Genomic DNA, 17847 nt, shown 5'->3' on the forward strand with positions numbered 1-17847 from the left:
TGCACCCTCCGGTCCCAAAACACCAAAAACGCGGCGGTGGCCTCGTTTCCTACTTAATTTCCATTTCTGGCTGCTGGTTCTCTTATTTGTGGGAGGATTTTTCCTGCAATATCCCCACCTGATTCCATTTATCAACACAGTCGACCCTAATTCGTTTTTATCGCTTACCCGGCACTCTTTCGGACGGCTGATTATGTTACTGCCGGTCACCTACGCCGCGCTCGTTTTCGGGATGCGTTTCGGCTTACTCGCTTTATTGATCGCCATCGGTATCATAATGCCCAACTTGTTTCTTTCGCAGTCCGGACCGACCCAGGATGACATCATTGAAATTATCGGTATTGTTATCATCGGTTTGGTGGTTAATCTCTGGCTTGAGAGTTATGAAACTGACAAAAGACACCGCCAGGTAGCGTATTTGAGATTAGAGAATGCTCAACGTGAACTGCAGCGCATGCAACAAAATCTCAGGTTCTATTTGAAACAGATTACTATCGCTCAGGAAGAGGAGCGACGGCGGATCGCCCAAGAACTTCACGATGAAACGGCGCAGGACCTGATCGCTTTATCACGCAAAGTTGATGGTTTCATGACCCTGCATCCGGCTTTGCCTTCAACCGATGAAAGCTATCTTGAGGATATGCATCAGCATATTAACCGCACTTTAAGTGGCGTCCGTCGATTCAGTCAGGACCTTCGCCCTTCGGTACTGGACGACCTTGGTTTAATTCCGGCTTTAGATTGGTTAATCCCGGAATTGTCCAAGCACTACAAAATAAAAATCGAACTGAAGATCAATGGAGAGGCTAAGCGGTTTCCGCCTGAGGCGGAACTCGTTCTTTTTCGGATAGTTCAGGAGTCTCTCCGCAACGTCGGGAAGCATGCTATGGCGACAGAGGTTTTGGTTACCGTGGACTTCGAACCTGAGACAACCGTTTTTACCGTTAGGGATAACGGCCGGGGTTTCCATCCTCCGGACCGGATAGGTGATCTGGCAGTCAGCGGGAAATTGGGTCTGACCGGTATGCAGGAACGGGCCCAATTGATCGGAGCAAAACTGTCGATAAAATCAGTTTCAGGCGAGGGCACGACTGTAAAGGTCGAACTCCCCAACCCATCCGAGCACACTGAACACCCCTACTAAATTGGTACGGATCTTGACCCTATGTTATAATCCCGCTCAATAATGTTGAATGATCGTTCAACATCAGTGAGGTGAATGTTGGGGACCAAATCACCCTTCCAAGAAGTCGCAGATCTCATCATCGAAAGCGGCGGCGATGCTTTAAAACAATGCTATCAATGTGGCACTTGCACCGCCACTTGTCCCTGGAGAGACTATACCTCGTTTTTGCCGCGTCGTATGTTCCAGGAAGCCTGGCTCGGCCTGACCGATTTTGAATCGGAATCTTTGTGGCGATGTGTTACATGCAACAAATGCGTCGAGCGTTGTCCCCGAGGGGTGCCGATCATCGATCTGATGCGGGCACTGCGGCGATCGGTTATTGGAATGGGCATAGCCGAAGCCCCGTCTGCCCTGGCCGGCGCTTTACGCAACCTGTCTGCCGTGGGTAACCCCATGGGCGAACCCACCGGAAACCGAAACGCCTGGGCTGCTGATTTAGATATCAAACGGTTCGATCAAAACACACACTACCTTTACTTCCCTTGTTGCGTCACGTCCTACGACCCGAACTTGAAAAGTGTAGCCAGAGCTACAACACGGATTCTTACGCATGCTGGAATCGATTTTGGCATACTTGAAGGTGCAGTCTGCTGCGGTGAAAGCGCGCGTAAAGCCGGCGATGAAGCCTTGTTTCAACAGCTGGTCGGCACAAACAGCAGTCTTTTTGAAACCAACGGGGTTAAAAAGATTATTGTAAATTCACCACATTGTTTCGATACCTTCGCACGTGAATACCCTGAAATCGGAGCACGCTTCGAAATAATTCACACCTCGCAATTGTTTTCGGAACTAACCCGTCAAGGGCGCCTCAAACCCGGAAAAAACACTCAGCGCAAGGTCACGTATCATGACCCCTGTTACCTGGGCCGCCACAACGGGGTTTACGACGATCCTAGACAACTGATCAAAGAAATAACCGGGGTTGATTTCATCGAAATTGAACCCAATAAGGCCGAAAGCCTTTGCTGCGGCGGCGGGGGTGGCCGTATCTGGATGGACACCCCCCGAGACGAACGCTTCTGTGAGGACAGGTTGAAACAAGCGTTGATAACCGGCGCCAATACACTGGTAACCGCGTGCCCTTACTGTTTATCGAATTTTAAAGACAGTTCTCTGAATCAGTCTGCCTCGGAAACCATCGACATCATGGATATCAGCGAACTACTCGCCGAGGCCCTGTAAATTTTGCTGGAGGCTTCTTGTGTCTGAGGAAATCAGGATCGGGGTTTATGTCTGCCATTGCGGTATCAATATCGCTAGCGTTGTCGATGTGGCCTCAGTCGCCGAATACGCCGGTACACTTCCAGGTGTGGTAATCGCCCGGGCGAACAAATACACCTGCTCCGATCCCGGGCAAGAACTTATCAAGGCAGATATTTCGAAATTCGAACTGAATCGTGTGGTGGTCGCCGCTTGTTCGCCCACAATGCACGAGAAAACCTACCGCCGGGTGCTGCAAACCACCGGCCTTAACCCGTATCTGCTTGAGATGGCTAACATCAGGGAACACTGCGCCTGGGTTAACCGTGAAAACCCGGTGGCGGCAACCAAAAAGGCTAAGGACGCGGTCAGAGCCGCAGTAATGAGGGTAGCTCTCCAAAAGCCCCTCGAACCCCACACTATCGAAGTTAATAAAGATACTCTAGTAGTCGGCGGCGGTATCGCAGGGATCACCACCTCCCTCGAAATCGCAGATGCCGGGCACAAGGTCTTCCTCGTCGAAAAAAAACCCAGCATCGGTGGGCACATGGCCCAATTGGACAAAACCTTTCCGACCCTCGACTGTGCCGCCTGTATTTCCACGCCCAAGATGAGCCAGGCCGGCCAGCACCCCAATATCGAACTGTTATCGTACAGCGAGGTTGCCTCAGTTTCCGGGCACGCCGGAAACTTCATAATTACAGTCAACCGGAAACCGCGTTATATACGTGAAAAGGACTGCAAGGGTTGCGGTGATTGTGCTGTCGCCTGCCCTGTCGAGATTTCCTCCGAGTTCGATCAGGGACTCTCAGTTCGTAAAGCCGCCTACCGGCCGTTCCCACAATCCGTTCCCAACACCTATACCATAGACCGGCGTGGTACCCCGCCCTGCCGCGCCGCTTGCCCGGCTGGCGTGAACGTCCAGGGCTATACGGCTTTGATCTCCAAAGGCAAATTTGGTGAAGCTCTTGAAGTCGTGCGCCGAACCATGCCATTCGCCTCCGTATGCGGACGCGTGTGCACCCATCCATGCGAAAACGCCTGCAGTCGAAAAGATGTCGATGAAAGCGTTTCAATTCGGGCTCTTAAACGTTTTATCGCTGATTATGAATTGACTCGCGGACGTGACCCCGTGGTTCGGAACATCAAGCGGTCGGAAAAAATCGCCGTCGTCGGCTCGGGTCCCGCTGGTCTGGCATGTGCGTATGACCTCCTTAAACTTGGCTATCCGGTGACCATCTATGAGGCCGATGAAAAACCAGGTGGTATGCTCCGTTACGGCATTCCGGCTTATCGCCTGCCAGAAGCCTCCCTGGATAATGACATCAAGTATATCGAGGAACTCGGCGCCGAAATAAAAACCGGGATCAAGGTCGATTCTCTTGCCGGTCTCGACGACCATGGCTTCGCTGCCGTGTTCGTCGCCTGCGGCGCCTGGAAGAGCCAGGAACTTGGTATACCAGGTGAGTCAGCCAACGGCGTCCTTAACGCCCTCGAGTTTCTAAAGCGGGTAAGAAAAGGCCAGGCGCCCAAACTCGGCGACAGGGTTGCTGTAATCGGCGGCGGTAATGCCGCGATCGACTCCGCCCGCACCGCGGTTCGTCTCGGAGCCACCGAGGTGACTGTCATCTACCGCCGTTCAAGGGTTGAGATGCCGGCAATTCCCGAGGAAGTAGCCGCTGCCGAAGCTGAAGGCGTGCGGTTCATGATGCTTGCTGCCCCGGTTGAAATCCTTTCCTCTGAAGGCACTCTGAGCGCTTTGCGCTGTGTCCGCATGGAACTCGGAGAGCCTGATGCAAGCAACCGTCGCCGCCCGGTACCCGTGTCCGGAAGCGAATTTGAAGTACCGGTCAACAGTGTCATTATCGCTGCCGGCCAATCGGTTGACCGCGCTGAATTCGGGGAGCTCGAACGCAATACCAATGGAACCGTAACAGCCGATCCGGTGACTCTGGAAACAAATCTAAAAGGCGTCTTCGCCGGCGGTGACGCCATCACCGGAGCGGCAACGGTTATCGAAGCCATCGGCGCAGGCAAGCAGGCGGCCGTTTCTATCGACCGCTTTCTCAACGGGGTAGATCTCGCCGCTAACCGTAAACCTCAATCAGATATCGTGCACCCTTCTCTTGACGGGATTATCCGGACAAACCGGGCAAAAACATCTCACGCTCCGTTCGATAATTCATTTACCGAATCCGAACTTACCCTGACTGAAGCGCAGGCTGTGGCAGAATCCGCCCGTTGTCTCAACTGCGCCGGTTGTTCCGACTGCGAGCAGTGTGTCGATGCGTGTGAAGCCAGGTGCATCGATTTCGACCAGAAGACCGAAGCTATCGATTTGGAAATCGGCAACATTGTTGTCGCCACCGGTTTCGATACTTTCGATCCCGCTGCGATTTCCCGCTATGGTTACGGAAAATTTTCGAATGTCATAACCAGCCTTGAATTTGAACGCCTGGCTAATGCTTCCGGTCCCACCAGCGGTGATATCAGGTTAAAGGATGGACGCAAGCCAGAATCGGTTGCCATCGTTCACTGTGTGGGCAGTCGGGACAAAAATCATCATGAATACTGCTCCCAGATCTGCTGCATGTATTCACTTAAACAGGCTCACCTGATCCGGGAGCGCACCGGTGCCGGGGTCTACCAGATGTACATCGATCTTCGGTGCGCGGGCAAAGGTTATGAAGAATTCTCGAACCGGATTGCTGAAGATGGTGTCAATTTTGTCCGCGGTAAAGTCGCTGAGATCACCGACAAAACGATCGGTGATGAACAGAGCGGCAAACTCATCGTTATTGTTGAAGATACGCTACTGGGCACCGTCCTGAGGGTACCGGTTGACATGGTGGTTCTCGCGGTGGCTGTCGAACCCCAACCGGACGCCGAAGCCGTCGGGCGTCTTTTTGGCCTGTCCCGTAGTGCTGACGGCTTTTTCCTCGAGAGGCACCCCAAACTGGACCCGATCGCGACAATGAACGAGGGCGTCTTTATCGCCGGTTGCGCCCAGGGACCGAAAGATATTCCCCAAACGGTTGCCCAAGCCCAGGCCGCGGCTGCCCGGGTCCTGGCTACCATCGCCAAAGGCAAGATCGAACTTGAGCCCCGGGTGTCCGAAGTCATAGAGGAAAATTGCGATGGTTTGCCGCTTATTGTATCGACCCCTGCCCGTATAAGGCAATCACATTGATCGAGTATGAAAATTCCGGCGTTATCAAAAAAATAGTTGAGACTGACCCGATCAAGTGCCGTGGGTGCGGCGTCTGCATGGCTACCTCCCAAAGGCTGGCATTGTGGTCAAAGGGTTTACGCCCGATCAGTTACGTGCCATGGTAGACGCTTTTGTGAGCCCTTTAAATATTACCGTTTTCGATTTCGTAACCAGCTACGATCCGATAATTATCCGGCGCGGCAGGACCGCGTTGTTCCAACTATTGACCTAGTTAAGCCCCGAAACGTTACTATTGTAGATAGTCTATAAAGAGAGGTGAACAATGCCGCTGGAAGTTACCGATGATACATTTGATGCCGAGGTGATGAAATCCAAGCTGCCGGTCCTGGTGGATTTTTGGGCTCCGTGGTGCGGTCCGTGCAGGATGGTAGCCCCGATTGTTGATAAAACTTGAAGAAAAGCACAAGGAAAAGTTCAAATTCTGCAAAATTAACGTTGACAATAACCAAAAAACCGGCCGGTGAGTACAGGGTGATGTCCATCCCTACCCTTATGTTCTTTAAAGATGGTAAGGTTGCCGATACCGTTGTTGGCGCCGTTCCGGGAGAGCGCCCTTCAGTCCAAGATCGATAAATTGATCTAGGGTGACACCAGATTATGTAAAGAGGCGGCTCGATTCGAGCCGCCTCTCTTTTTGATTTCTCGTTTGTAACGGGAATCGCTAGTTCTGGGGTTTTACCTTCAGCGGTATTCCCGCGACCATCAGATAGACCTCATCCACCGCTTTTGCCAGCATTTGGTTCGCCCTGCCCAGAACATCTCGATAAATTCGCGTCGACGCCCCGAGCGGGATGATGCCCTCACCTACCTCATTCGTCACCATGATATATGTGGCCAGACTTTGAACCATGCATGCGATGATCGAGTTGATCTCGGTTTTGATGTCAGCCTCCACGGCTTTTTCGTCAACGTCCTCGCCTGAGACTGCCATATGCTGGCACAGGACGTTGTTTACCAGCAGGGTAACGCAGTCCAGCACCACAACGTCGAGTATCCGGTTATCTTTGGAGATGCAATCGCCAACCTTGCATGGTGCTTCAAGCGTATGCCAGTGCGCCGGACGCGATTTCTTGTGCACCTCAATCCGCCGTCGCATTTCTTCATCGCGGGCTTCGGCAGTAGCCACAAATAAGACCTCGCCGCCGATCTCACGGGCTAATTCTTCAGCGTAACTGCTCTTGCCGCTCCGCGCTCCCCCAATGAGGAGAATGGTTCTCTTTTTCATATTAATCCCTTGTCAGATGTGACGTGTCGCTTAATTTTCCCAGCATTGCCCCGGTGGGGTAAATATCTATTATGCTTACCGAAGCCATATCAAATTTGAATTGCCAATAATGATCGATAGGCAGGCCGAGGAGTTTACACAGGAGCACCTTGTAGGGTCCGCCATGGCCTACGACCATGACCGTATCATCGTCTTTATGGCTCTTCAATTTCTCTGTGAACGCGCTGACCCTTTCGACAAAATCCAAGAACCGTTCTCCAAGCGGGAAGCAAATACTGGTGCTGCCACAGCGCCATAATTCGGTTACCTCGGGAAAGAGCCCGCAGGCTTCTTCGAAGGTTATGCCCTCGATCTGGCCGAAATTCACTTCATTAAGTTCGGGAGCGCTATATATCTTGATATTATGAGGAGCAGCGATGTGTTTAGCTGTCTCGATCCCTCGGCGGAGTGTGCTGGCATATATGGCGTCTATTTTCTGATGCCTGAATCGCTCGGCAAGGCGGTGGGCCTGCCGGTACCCTTCTTCCGAAAGGTCGATGTCGGTAGAACCGTGGCATTTTTCCGGATTATCGGTAGCCGTTTTGCCGTGTCGTACCAGGATAAGTCGCAATCGTTTGTCCTCTAAAGCCAATTATTGAAGGTGAAGAGAACCACCAGCAATAAGGTGGTAAATTCGCTGATTTCGTTGAGCGCTCCGTAAGTGTCCCCGGTAAGGCCCCCGAACTTGCCTTTGAAGAACGCTGACAGCATAACGGTTAACCCCCAGGTTCCCGCCATGACAATTATTCCCAGCCAACTGCCGGTAACGCCGACGATAATTGCGGCGACAATACTGGCAACCGGCATGACCCAGCCGCTTGAGCCGCTTTTCAATTCTTTGCCCATCCCCGTATCCCGGGCGTAAGGATAATTGAAGACAGCGTAAGCCATGGCCCACCGGGAAAGCACCGTCATCAGGACGAGCGCCAGGTACACATGGTCCTGGGGCACGCTGGCCAGTGCGGCGAATTCCAACAGCAACAGGACCACGCCGGCTACCACCCCCATCGCGCCGACGTCCGGGGTCTTCATGATCTGCAGCCGGCGCTCGGGAGACCGGTGCCCCCCGGCCAATCCGTCGAAGGTATCGATCAAGCCGTCCAGGTGCAATCCACCAGTCAGGTAAGCCAGGACTCCTATGGCCATCGCATCGGCAAGCAGCGGAGGCAATAATCTGGAGAATATCCAGTACAGCCCGCACAGCACTCCCCCGAGGATCAGTCCTACCAACGGGTAAAAGACCAGTGACCTGGCGAACTGCTGCTGGGTCAACGGCCTGTCCCACTCCTCCCGTTTGAAAGGAATCGGTATGCTGGTCAAAAAACGTAGAGCTGCCAGGAAAGACATCGTTCTATCGCCTTCCGGGTAACCTCTAAACGATCGCGGGTGGAGATTTCGACCTTTGCCTATTCTTCCTTCTCGGAGACTCCCGCTTCGCCGAAGGTTGCCATTTCGGCCAGTATTTTAGCAGAGGTCTCCGCGATAAAGATACCTATCGCCGCGCCCGTGCCTTCACCCAAGCGCAGGTCCAGTGTAACTATCGGCTTGAGCTCCAGTTTGTCAGCCATGATCTTGTGGCCGGGTTCCACTGAGAGGTGTCCCAGGAACATGTACTCACGTGACTGGGGGGCTATCGCTTCGGCGATCAGAGCGCCGGCGCCGGAAATGAAGCCGTCGACAACCACCGGTACCCCGCGGGCAGCGGCGCCCAGAATGACGCCGGCGATACCGCCTATTTCAAATCCGCCCAACTTGGCCAGAACGTCAAGTCCATTCTTCGGGTCAGGCCTGTTAACCGAGATGGCTTCTTCGATAACTTCGATTTTGTGTTGCAGTTGATCGTCCGTAAGACCGGTGCCGCGGCCGGTAACCTTAACTACCGATTGGCCGGTCATCACGGCACAGATGGCGGCGGAAGGCGTGGTATTCCCGATGCCCATGTCTCCGGTGCCCACGATATCGAGGCCTTTATCGATCTCGGCGTTAACCACCTGGATGCCGGCTTCGATGGCCTGGACCGCTTGCGCTTCGGTCATCGCAGGCCCTTTGGCGATGTTCCTGGTGCCCCTGGCGACAAGCTTGTTGACCACCGGGATGTCGGCCGGCAGGTCACCCGCCACACCCATGTTAACTACAACGACGCGGGCTCCTACCTGGCGCGAGATCACATTAATCGCCGCGCCACCATGTACGAAGTTCAATACCATTTGCGGGGTAACTTCTTGGGGATAATTGCCGACTTTTTCTGCGACAACTCCATGGTCTCCGGCCATGGTGATGATTGCCTTGTTTTTTATTACCGGAATTGGCTTGCCTTGGATGCCGGCGAGCCTGATCGATATTTCTTCCAATCTACCGAGAGCGCCTTGGGGCTTGGTTAGCATGTCCTGCCGCGCCGCAGCCCTGGCCATAGCGTCCTTGTCCAGCGGTTTGATCGCCGCGATTGTCTTGTTCAATAAATCTCCCATGGTCGTCTCCTTACCTTTTGTTATTTAGTATATTCTGAAAATAAAAAAATCCCTGTACGCCTTTTCAGGTCCAGGGATTTACCATCTCCCGAACCCTTCCTCGAGGGTTACGCTGTACGGCAGGTCTTCTGGCTCCTGGCTCAACCTATTCCCGGCGCCTTCCCATTCTCTTTTAAAGAACAGTGGCGTGATGCCGGTTTCGTCACCAGTCACAGCGGCGGGACCGCATCCGACTTGCGCGGAACTTCCCAATTAAGCTCTTGCGAGCGCCGTAAACCCGATATTCAATTGTTGCTAATATTAACGTCGGCAAAATGTAGTGTCAAGCCGCCATTTTAGGCCTTTGACTGCTCTCACCAACTCCCTGCATTCCGGCATTGTCCTTGGAGCTATCCTGACGTACTCGGGGAGGCCGAACGAAGTGCAATCCCTGACGACGATTCGATCACGCAAAAGAGCTGAACGGAACTCTCCGGCCTTGCCGACCTTCATCAGGAAGAAGTTGGTGCTGGTGGGCACGATTTTGAACCCCAGTGGGATAAACTCATTCATCAGGTAATCTCGATTTTTCTTTACAAGCCGTTCGCTTCGACGCAGGTAGGCTCCATCCCTTGTCGCCTGCAATCCGGCTTTTTGCGCGACGGCATTGACGTTCCACGGCGGTTTCACCTTGTTCAGGTTTTCGATAATGTCCGCGGACGCCAGGCAATAACCCAGGCGCAATCCGGCCAATGCAAAATCCTTGGTCATACTCCGAAGAATTATCAGATTACCGTATGAAAGAAGGTCGACTGAATTCCACGGATTGTCGGTAAACGCAAGATAGGCTTCATCGAGCACCACCAGCCCATGGTCTGCCGCAACCAGGAGTTCTTCGATCGCCTTCCTGGAAACGTGCCGGCCGGTGGGGTTGTTGGGGTTGCAGATAAAGATTGCTTTTGGTTTCAGGTGTTTGACAGCCTGGACCGCGCGCTCGATATTGAGACAAAAACCGGCAGCTTCCTGAGCCCAAAACTCCACCACCTCCGCTCCGGCGACCAAACAGGCAGTCTCGTATTCGCCAAAGGTCGGTTTAACGATGATTACTTCATCGCCGCGGCTGAAATAGGCTTGAGCAATAAGCCTTATTATCTCCATGCTCCCAGCCCCTACGACGATGTTATCAAGGCCAACCTGGTTTTGAGCTGCAAGCGCCCGGCGCAATTCCGTCGAATCGGAATCGGGATAATGGTCGATAATTACATCATCTAGTTTAAAATCAAGGTTGAAGGGATAAGGGTTGGAGTTTGAACTGAAATCGATGGCATCCTTTGGGTCAATTCCCAGCCGAGCGAATTCGGTGTAATTCGGCCCGCCATGATAACAGCTTGAGAGTGCCGCAATTTCAGGCCTTGGCGAGGGCATAGAGCAGTCCTCCCGCGGCAAAACAGATGATGAACCACACCCAGGTGGCGCTGTTGATAAGTCTCAATGAATCGTCGACTACCTCAGGCGTCATCGGACGATCAGCTCTCCCCAGGCGGTAATGATCAATTTTCTCAAATTGAACACGTAACGCCGCTGCTGCGGCAGCCATCGGCCATCCGGCATTGGGGCTTTCGGTCTTAAGGTGATCTACCCGGGCGATGCTCCAGGTGCGCCGGGCACCCATCCTGGTAATCCCGGCGGCGACAACGACCAGGAGAGCCGAGATCCGGGCCGGAAGATAATTCAGCACGTCATCAAGCCGTGCAGGAAATTTACTCAGGTATTCGTATTTACCGTGATAACCGATCATGCTGTCGAAGGTGGAAACCACCCGGAACCCAAACGCCGCAGCGATCCCATATGGTCCGAACAAGCTGAAAACGACGAAAAAGAACAGGGGTGAAACCAGGCTATCGCACAGGCTTTCGGAGACCGATTCGACGGTGGCGGAAACGAGGTATGGCCGTGTCAGTTTCGAAGTGTTCCGGCTTACCAATGCCCTTAGTTCGAAACGAGCCTTGTCTAACGTTTCGTCGTTCTCGATCAAGTGTTTGATGTGCAACGCCGTCTTTCGAAGGTATACAAAACTGAACGTCATCTTAAGCAAAACGCCGGCGACGATCACATAGAGCACATAGTTGATATCCTTAAGCCAGGAGACGATGAAAAGCGAGGCGGTTATCACAACCGCAGTCAGCCCGAGGGTGGCAACGGCGCCGTAAACGAACTGATAGGTCTTCCCGCCGATGAATCCCAAACGTTCGAGGGAGGAAATAGCCTTGCCTATCCAGGCAACGGGGTGTACCACGTTCGGAGGGTCACCCAAGGTGAACTCAACGGCCAGGGCGACCAGGAGTATCAGGACAATATCCAACGGGACTCCTAACTGTTAAGGGCTTTACGCCTTTTGGTGATGGCTTCCTTAGTGGCCGCGGTAACCGCCCGCGCCATCAGCGCGCCTATTTTAGTATGTCCGCTGACGTAAGTACATTTTTCGCCTTTACCCGAAACGATGACAATCTGATCGGTGCCTGTTCCCGTGGCTTGCAGCGCCGGGTTGTAGGAGCTTTTTATTCCGAGATCTTCCAGGGCAACCACCTTGGCTTCTGTCAGGGTTATAAAAGAGGCTGCCATCGCCGCCTGAGTCAGTTCGACCGATGTGAATACAACCGTGTTTATGGTACCAACGGGGTTATGGTGGCGGCCGGTATCTACTCCGACCCGCAGGGCATTGCCTTCGACACCGGCGGTTACAAAGGCTATAGCCCAAAGATGGCAGTCGGTTTCTTCGCGATAAGCCAGTTCAGGCATCGGGACGCCAGTGGAAAGCATGGTGGCATTGTCCAATGAAAGTACCTTGCCGAAAGAATTCGCCTTCAAGATACGCCGGTAATAATCGCGCCAATCCACCGCCGGGTCATGAAGTTTCATCCATAGCGGTTGGGGAATGTGACAGTTGGCGACCACGCTGACGCGCCGGTATCCCTGGAGGCCGGAGAGTGTCCTCTGGGGCTCGGGCAGGTGCAACAACAACGCGTTCGAAGGTACGTTCCATATGCGGTGAAAAACCACTTCGGCGGTTATGCCGTGGAAACATCCGAGTATCTCCGAATGAATATCCTGGGCCATTTTACGCTCCGTGAACGATGCAAGGTTCGATATCTTTAATGTTGCTGACTTTGGGTAAAACCGCGGGCAGACCGCTTAATGGGTGAGTGTGGACATAGCTGCCGGGGCCGTAAACGTTGCAAATGTTTTCGGAGGTTATTACCTCTCGGGGGCTACCAAAAGCATACAGTTCACCATTTTTGATCAAAACCAGTTTTTCGCAGTAATGTGCCGCCAGGTTCAGGTCGTGAATAGCCGCGATGATCGTAAGATGCCTGTTGGTGCACTCTTCTTTTAATAGATCGAGAACTTCTATCTGGCGCCCGATGTCCAAATTAGCCGTTGGCTCATCGAGCAATATCCCTTCTGTTTCCTGGGCCAGGGCTCTGGCGATGACCACGCTCTGAATTTCACCGCCGGACAATTCCGAAATATGCCTGTCGGCGAATTGTTGCACTCCGCAACGTTCCATTGCCCCCCAGGCAATGTCTATGTCATTTTTACTCTCATATTGGAACATGCCGAGATGTGGATTGCGACCCATGAGAACAATTTCGAAAGCCGTAAAAGCACTGGGCAACACGGGAGTCTGCGGCACCACGCTAATCGTCTTGGCTAAATCCCTGTACGACAACTGAGAAATGTCGTTGCCGTTAGTGAGAATGCGCCCCGCTTTGGGGTTCAAGACGTGGCACAGCGCTTTTATAATAGTCGATTTGCCGGACCCGTTTGGCCCGACCAGGCCGACCATTTCTCCGGGCATGGCTTTGAAGGTAATATTGCGGACAACCTCTTTATTGCCGTAAGCGAGGGTGATGTTCTCCATTTCTAGGGTTAACATTTAGAACAGCACCTTCGTCCTTTTGCGCAACAGGTACATGAAGAACGGCGCACCGCAAAGCGCAGTAATAATGCCTATCGGTATTTCTGAAGCTCCGACGCTTCGGGAGACGATGTCCGCACCAATCAGAAAAATCGCTCCAACCAGGGCCGAAAAAGGAAGTAGGAAGCGATAGTCCGCACCCCAGATCAACCTGATGGCATGAGGGATGATAATGCCGACAAAACCGATGATTCCCACGAAAGATACAGCCGCGGCCGTGATTATTGTGGCTGCTGCCAACAGCATAACTTTCATCTTCTCGATGTCGACTCCAAGTTGCTTGGCCTGGTCTTCACCAAGCTGGATGATGTTTAGCGACCTGGCAAACAGGAAAATGAATCCGCTGCCAAGCAAGATGATCGGTAGCGCAATTTCAACATCTGACCATTGGCTCGAAGAAAAACTGCCCATCATCCAGAAAACTATTCCGTGGATCTTGTCGCCGCTTATTGTGATGATGAAGTTAACCAGGGCCATGAGCAGCGAACCTACCGCCACACCGCCCAAAATGAGGGTGGTGACAGGGATTGACGTCCCTACTTTAGCGATGCTGTATACAACGAAAACGGTGAGAATAGCGCCGAGTGCGGCGAATACAGGAATGATGCTAAATGCTACATTGTGGAAAGTGATGGGTAAAATAAAACCGATTGCAGCACCCAGAGCGGCCCCCTGGGCAACGCCAATAAGGTAGGGATCTGCTAGCGGGTTGCGGAACAATCCCTGGTAAGTTGCCCCAGCTACAGAAAGCGCTATTCCGACAGCGCCGGCCAGGATTACTCTAGGGAGCCTGATCTGAGTAATGATGGTTTGTGCAGCATCTGACCACGTTTGATCTATGTGGATGAACGGCAGCTTGTCCAGGATTATGCTTATAGTGGAACTGAAGGGGATCTGAACGGTGCCGATGGTCGTGGCGAAGGCGGCCAGCAAGAACAAGCCGGTCAATAACAAAGCCATAGTGACCACGCGGGAATGCCACTTTACGGCCAGCGATGGAGCTGCGTTTACCGCTTTCATTTGAGTCAGTGAATTCAAGGCCATAGTTTTACACGCGGGACGGCAACCGCCGTCCCGCGCTATTCTTTTATTTTATTCCTAATTCTGGATGGATCACTTGTGCCATAGCTATCAGGCCATCAGCCAGGCGGGGTCCCATTCGCTGGATGATGTTTCCGTCTATATCAAATACCTGCTTGTTTTTCACGGCGGCGACGGTCTGCAGTTGTGGGTTATTTAGAATCTGGTCTTTGGCTGACCCTGCGGTTCCCATGCCACTGGTGATTATTATGTCCGGATTAGCCGCTACTAAAGCTTCGATTGACATGGTAGGGTATCCATTGGCCATGCCTCGGGAAATACTGAGTCCGCCCGCCAACTCGACAAGCTGGTACTGCGGGGTATCCGGTCCGACGGTCATTAGCGGGTCGGGGTACAGGACGTACAAAACCTTTGGCTTCTGGAAGGAGGTAAGCGGGACAGTTTTCGAAGTGACCGAGTCAAACTTCGCTTGCAAAGCTGCCACTTGTTCGGTCGCCTGCTTCAAATGATCAGTAATCTTTCCGACCAAGATCATGGCATCCATTACATCTTGGATGGTTTTGGGATTCAATGTGAATACGGCGGTTTTGGGTAGCAGTGATTGTAGTTGAGGAACGACTTTAGTGATGTGCAAATTTGCCGTGAGAATAAGGTCAGGTTGAGCTGCAACGATCGCTTCGGTATCGGCGGTGGAAAAGCCACCCATCTTCGGCTTGCTCGCGGCCGCCGGTGGATAATCGCAATAAGTGGTGTCACCGATTATGTTTGCGTCGAGTCCTATCGAGAAAGCGATCTCGGTATTACCCGGCGCCAAAGACACTATTTTAGTAGCTGGTTTGGTAAAGGTGAATGACTGCCCGGTTTGGTCCTTAATCGTGAGAGGGAAAGTAACGGTGTAATCGGTGGTCGGCGGTGGCGTCGTGGTAACAGGTGATGTCGTATTTTCGGTCGTGCTTCCACAGCCTGGCAACAGGCCTATCATCAGCACGGCGGTCAGGGCGATTGACAGAAAGCCTATTTTGGCCCGTGTGTAATTTATTATTTTATTGAAGCTGATCATCCTGAACTTTCCTTTTTTGTTTCGTTGATACTGGTCATCGAAGAAATCTATGTCAGCTTGTATTACACATTTACCCGCCTCCTTTTCCGCGGAGAAACACTCGACCTGAGCCGGGGTTCTGACTCTCCCAAGAAGATTGGGATTACAGCAGGCGGTACTGTGCCGGACTTTCACCGGACTTGCACCCGTTCACCTGATCAACAGGCTACTCTGGTATAGAAAGATTCTTCTTATATTCGGTTAAAAAGAAAACCTCCAAATCCATTGCGGTCAGGAGGTTAATGCTTACCAATTTGCGCTCCTTAAACCGCGGAGAGCTTAGTTGCCTTAAGGCCGGGGTTCTGACTCTCCCAAGAATATTGGGATTACAGCAGGCGGTACTGTGCCGGACTTTCACCGGACTTGCTCCCGTAGCTTGAATAAACAAGCAGCCTTGAGTTGGCTAATATTTAATTGATTATAATATACGCCGGGTGACGCAGCGTGTCAAATCACGACCTTCGATTCCCGCCCTCGACCTAGAAAATGCGTAGCGCCTTGTCCCCTACTCTTTTCATATCTAGAGTGAGGATGGTCACTTTGTTCATATATTTCTTTGCCAGTTCGGCGGCGTATTCAACTTCGGCGTTGGTGGCTGCCCGCCACGGACACTCAGGGACGGGGAAATAGGCATCGATGCGGAAAGGGATGTTCGGATCGATCGAGCCAACGAACTTGGCAACCTTTTCGATCTCTTCGGCTTCGATTAATTCCGGTATGAGAACTACCTCGGCGTGAAGGTTCTTGCCCATTTTGGCGATTTCGGCGAAATGAGCAAGAGCGGGTTTGTTGTTTCTTCCGGTGTACTTACGGTAGATATCGTCGGATACAGCCTTGATGCTGAATATAACCTGATCAATATCAGCCAGATCCGGCATGACAATGCCATTGGTCAACAGTATATTATAAGCACCCCATTTCTCGTGCAGCTCTTTAGTCAATTTCGGCAATTCCGGATCCAAGGCCGCCTCGGTTCCCATAAATACAGCATATTTGATTTGGAGAGGCTTGAGCAGTTCTATAACCTGGTCATAAGATAAAAATTTGTCTGGTGGGGTAGTTCTTTGCCGGGTCATGATCTCAGTGGTTGCGTCATCGTAAAGGCTGAAGTCATACAATTCCCAATTCGTATAGCAAGCCTGGCAATCGAGAGTGCACTTAGTCCAAATGTGGATATCCACCGATCCATACGATGGCTCATAGGCGATATGGTAGACCTTCAAGTTGATCCCTCCGGTTTCTTTGAAAAGTGATTAACGGTCAAGTATACACTCGAACGAGCCATGGCGGCAAAGTAGAAACAACGCCAAACTCAAATCGCGCGCCTGTTTCCGGCGATACTGTTACACCTAAACAAGGAAAAAACAGTCTTAAACCAAAGGTTTACTCAACCGTCACGCTTTTTGCCAGGTTACGCGGGAAGTCAATCGGGCAGCCTCTGGCCTCCGCGGTGTAATAAGCCAGTAATTGCACCACCACGGCATTCAAAATCGGTGATAAAAGCCTGTGTGTGGACGGTATTCTCAAAATATTGATTGAAGAACTTGCTCAGGTAATGAAATACACCCAGCGTCCGCAAGCCCCAGTATTCGACCATGACGAATGAAACAACCGCTAACACCAGGGGGAAATTGATATCGGTATTGGCGCCGCGAAACAAGATGACGGCGCCTTCGTGGGTGTCGATGAGGATGGATCCGTAACCGGGGATGAGGTTCATCCAGGCATTGGTAATGACGAAAAGGAAGATGGTTGCCATCAGCGGGAAGAACTTACGGCCGTTCTTCTCTCCGGCGATGTCCGTGCAGAAGGAGAAGAGGTGATCGATGATGGATTCGGCAACTGCCTGTAGTCTGCCAGGCACCAGTTTCATTCTTCGGGTGGCAAGGAAAAAGAAAACGGCTAAAACGACTATGCTTATCCAGGCGGTCAACATGGTGTTGGTAATTGCGATGCCGCCGATGTGGGCAATGGCTTCAGCGGGCAGTTCCGGTCTGGGTTGATCGACGATGATCCAACTGGGCAAACTGACATTTTTGATAATGGATCGGCCGATAGCGCCTGCCAGGAGGCTGACAATAGACAGAGCCAGAACGATAATTAAAGAGGCAATAAAGACCGGTTTTGACAGCCCGATTATTTTCTTTTGAGGCGCTTTTGGCACTATCGATTATCCTTGTCTATTCGTTGCTATTATCCGGCGGCTTCGGCATCATCCGGTAAGCGCCGTAAAACGCGACTACCAAACCCAGGAAAAGCCCGACTATCAACAGCAGAGGTCCGGTGTTAAGCTTGGAATCCAGCCATCGACCCAGGAGAATCCCTCCCAGGATCATCAGGCTGATATACCAGCCGATCCCGATGAACTGCAGGCCGGTTCGCCATCGGTTCATCCCTGC

At 52.3% G+C, this 17847-nt stretch carries 16 protein-coding genes, 2 pseudogenes and 1 riboswitch; of the genes and pseudogenes, 5 read left to right on the top strand and 13 right to left on the bottom strand.

Annotation, left to right across the window (positions count from 1 at the left end; genetic code table 11):
• The first annotated feature begins 193 nt into the window (after positions 1 to 193).
• The 5 genes and pseudogenes from Dform_RS04435 (at position 194) to trxA (ending at position 6201) form a co-directional block, all read left to right on the top strand.
• A complete protein-coding gene (locus Dform_RS04435; RefSeq protein ID WP_225973733.1) occupies positions 194 to 1144 on the top strand; it encodes a sensor histidine kinase in 951 nt (316 codons plus the stop codon).
• 75 nt (positions 1145 to 1219) lie between these two features.
• Entirely contained in the window at positions 1220 to 2368 is a 1149-nt protein-coding gene (locus Dform_RS04440; protein WP_076003957.1) for a (Fe-S)-binding protein, read from the top strand.
• A 19-nt stretch (positions 2369 to 2387) separates the two neighbouring features.
• Complete coding sequence (locus Dform_RS04445) at positions 2388 to 5576, top strand: FAD-dependent oxidoreductase (RefSeq protein WP_076003958.1); 3189 nt, start codon at positions 2388 to 2390, stop codon at positions 5574 to 5576.
• Positions 5577 to 5640: 64 nt separating this feature from the next.
• Positions 5641 to 5829 carry a hypothetical protein gene (locus Dform_RS11560; protein WP_225973761.1) on the top strand — a complete coding sequence of 63 codons (189 nt, stop codon included), beginning with the start codon at positions 5641 to 5643 and terminating at the stop codon, positions 5827 to 5829.
• A gap of 51 nt (positions 5830 to 5880) precedes the next feature.
• Positions 5881 to 6201 (top strand): annotated as a pseudogene (gene trxA / locus Dform_RS04455) (thioredoxin).
• A 78-nt stretch (positions 6202 to 6279) separates the two neighbouring features.
• Here trxA and cobU read toward each other — a convergent pair.
• From cobU to Dform_RS04520, 13 genes and pseudogenes are all read right to left on the bottom strand, one after another.
• Positions 6280 to 6843: a bifunctional adenosylcobinamide kinase/adenosylcobinamide-phosphate guanylyltransferase gene (cobU, locus tag Dform_RS04460; RefSeq protein ID WP_076003960.1), complete on the bottom strand. Its 564-nt coding sequence runs from the start codon at positions 6841 to 6843 to the stop codon at positions 6280 to 6282.
• A gap of 1 nt (position 6844) precedes the next feature.
• A complete protein-coding gene (locus Dform_RS04465) occupies positions 6845 to 7453 on the bottom strand; it encodes a histidine phosphatase family protein (protein ID WP_076003961.1) in 609 nt (202 codons plus the stop codon).
• Between the two features lie 11 nt (positions 7454 to 7464).
• Complete coding sequence (gene cobS / locus Dform_RS04470) at positions 7465 to 8229, bottom strand: adenosylcobinamide-GDP ribazoletransferase (protein ID WP_076003962.1); 765 nt, start codon at positions 8227 to 8229, stop codon at positions 7465 to 7467.
• A 59-nt stretch (positions 8230 to 8288) separates the two neighbouring features.
• Entirely contained in the window at positions 8289 to 9350 is a 1062-nt protein-coding gene (cobT, locus tag Dform_RS04475) for a nicotinate-nucleotide--dimethylbenzimidazole phosphoribosyltransferase (RefSeq protein ID WP_076003963.1), read from the bottom strand.
• Positions 9351 to 9451: 101 nt separating this feature from the next.
• Positions 9452 to 9639, bottom strand: a riboswitch (cobalamin riboswitch).
• Positions 9640 to 9650: 11 nt separating this feature from the next.
• On the bottom strand, positions 9651 to 10754 hold the full coding sequence (locus Dform_RS04480) for a pyridoxal phosphate-dependent aminotransferase (protein ID WP_076003964.1): 1104 nt from the start codon (positions 10752 to 10754) through the stop codon (positions 9651 to 9653).
• A complete protein-coding gene (cbiB, locus tag Dform_RS04485; protein WP_076003965.1) occupies positions 10735 to 11691 on the bottom strand; it encodes an adenosylcobinamide-phosphate synthase CbiB in 957 nt (318 codons plus the stop codon). The genes Dform_RS04480 and cbiB overlap by 20 nt, the downstream gene beginning before the upstream one ends.
• An 8-nt stretch (positions 11692 to 11699) precedes the next feature.
• Positions 11700 to 12446 (bottom strand): adenosylcobinamide amidohydrolase, encoded by a 747-nt coding sequence (locus Dform_RS04490; protein ID WP_076003966.1) that lies wholly within the window; start codon positions 12444 to 12446, stop codon positions 11700 to 11702.
• A gap of 1 nt (position 12447) precedes the next feature.
• Positions 12448 to 13266, bottom strand: coding sequence for an ABC transporter ATP-binding protein (locus Dform_RS04495; RefSeq protein ID WP_076003967.1), 819 nt, complete (start codon positions 13264 to 13266; stop codon positions 12448 to 12450).
• Positions 13267 to 14328 (bottom strand): FecCD family ABC transporter permease, encoded by a 1062-nt coding sequence (locus Dform_RS04500; RefSeq protein ID WP_192846599.1) that lies wholly within the window; start codon positions 14326 to 14328, stop codon positions 13267 to 13269. It lies immediately after the preceding gene.
• 67 nt (positions 14329 to 14395) lie between these two features.
• Positions 14396 to 15583 (bottom strand): ABC transporter substrate-binding protein, encoded by a 1188-nt coding sequence (locus Dform_RS04505; protein WP_425481070.1) that lies wholly within the window; start codon positions 15581 to 15583, stop codon positions 14396 to 14398.
• Between the two features lie 344 nt (positions 15584 to 15927).
• The gene (locus Dform_RS04510) at positions 15928 to 16671 is read right to left on the bottom strand and encodes a radical SAM protein (protein ID WP_076003969.1); all 744 of its coding nucleotides are present in this window, start codon (positions 16669 to 16671) and stop codon (positions 15928 to 15930) included.
• A 362-nt stretch (positions 16672 to 17033) separates the two neighbouring features.
• Positions 17034 to 17384: pseudogene (locus Dform_RS11565) on the bottom strand (F0F1 ATP synthase subunit A); the annotation flags it as partial.
• A gap of 244 nt (positions 17385 to 17628) precedes the next feature.
• Positions 17629 to 17841, bottom strand: coding sequence for an AtpZ/AtpI family protein (locus Dform_RS04520; RefSeq protein WP_076003949.1), 213 nt, complete (start codon positions 17839 to 17841; stop codon positions 17629 to 17631).
• Positions 17842 to 17847 lie beyond the last annotated feature (6 nt).

Source organism: Dehalogenimonas formicexedens (genome assembly GCF_001953175.1).
GTDB lineage: Bacteria > Chloroflexota > Dehalococcoidia > Dehalococcoidales > Dehalococcoidaceae > Dehalogenimonas > Dehalogenimonas formicexedens.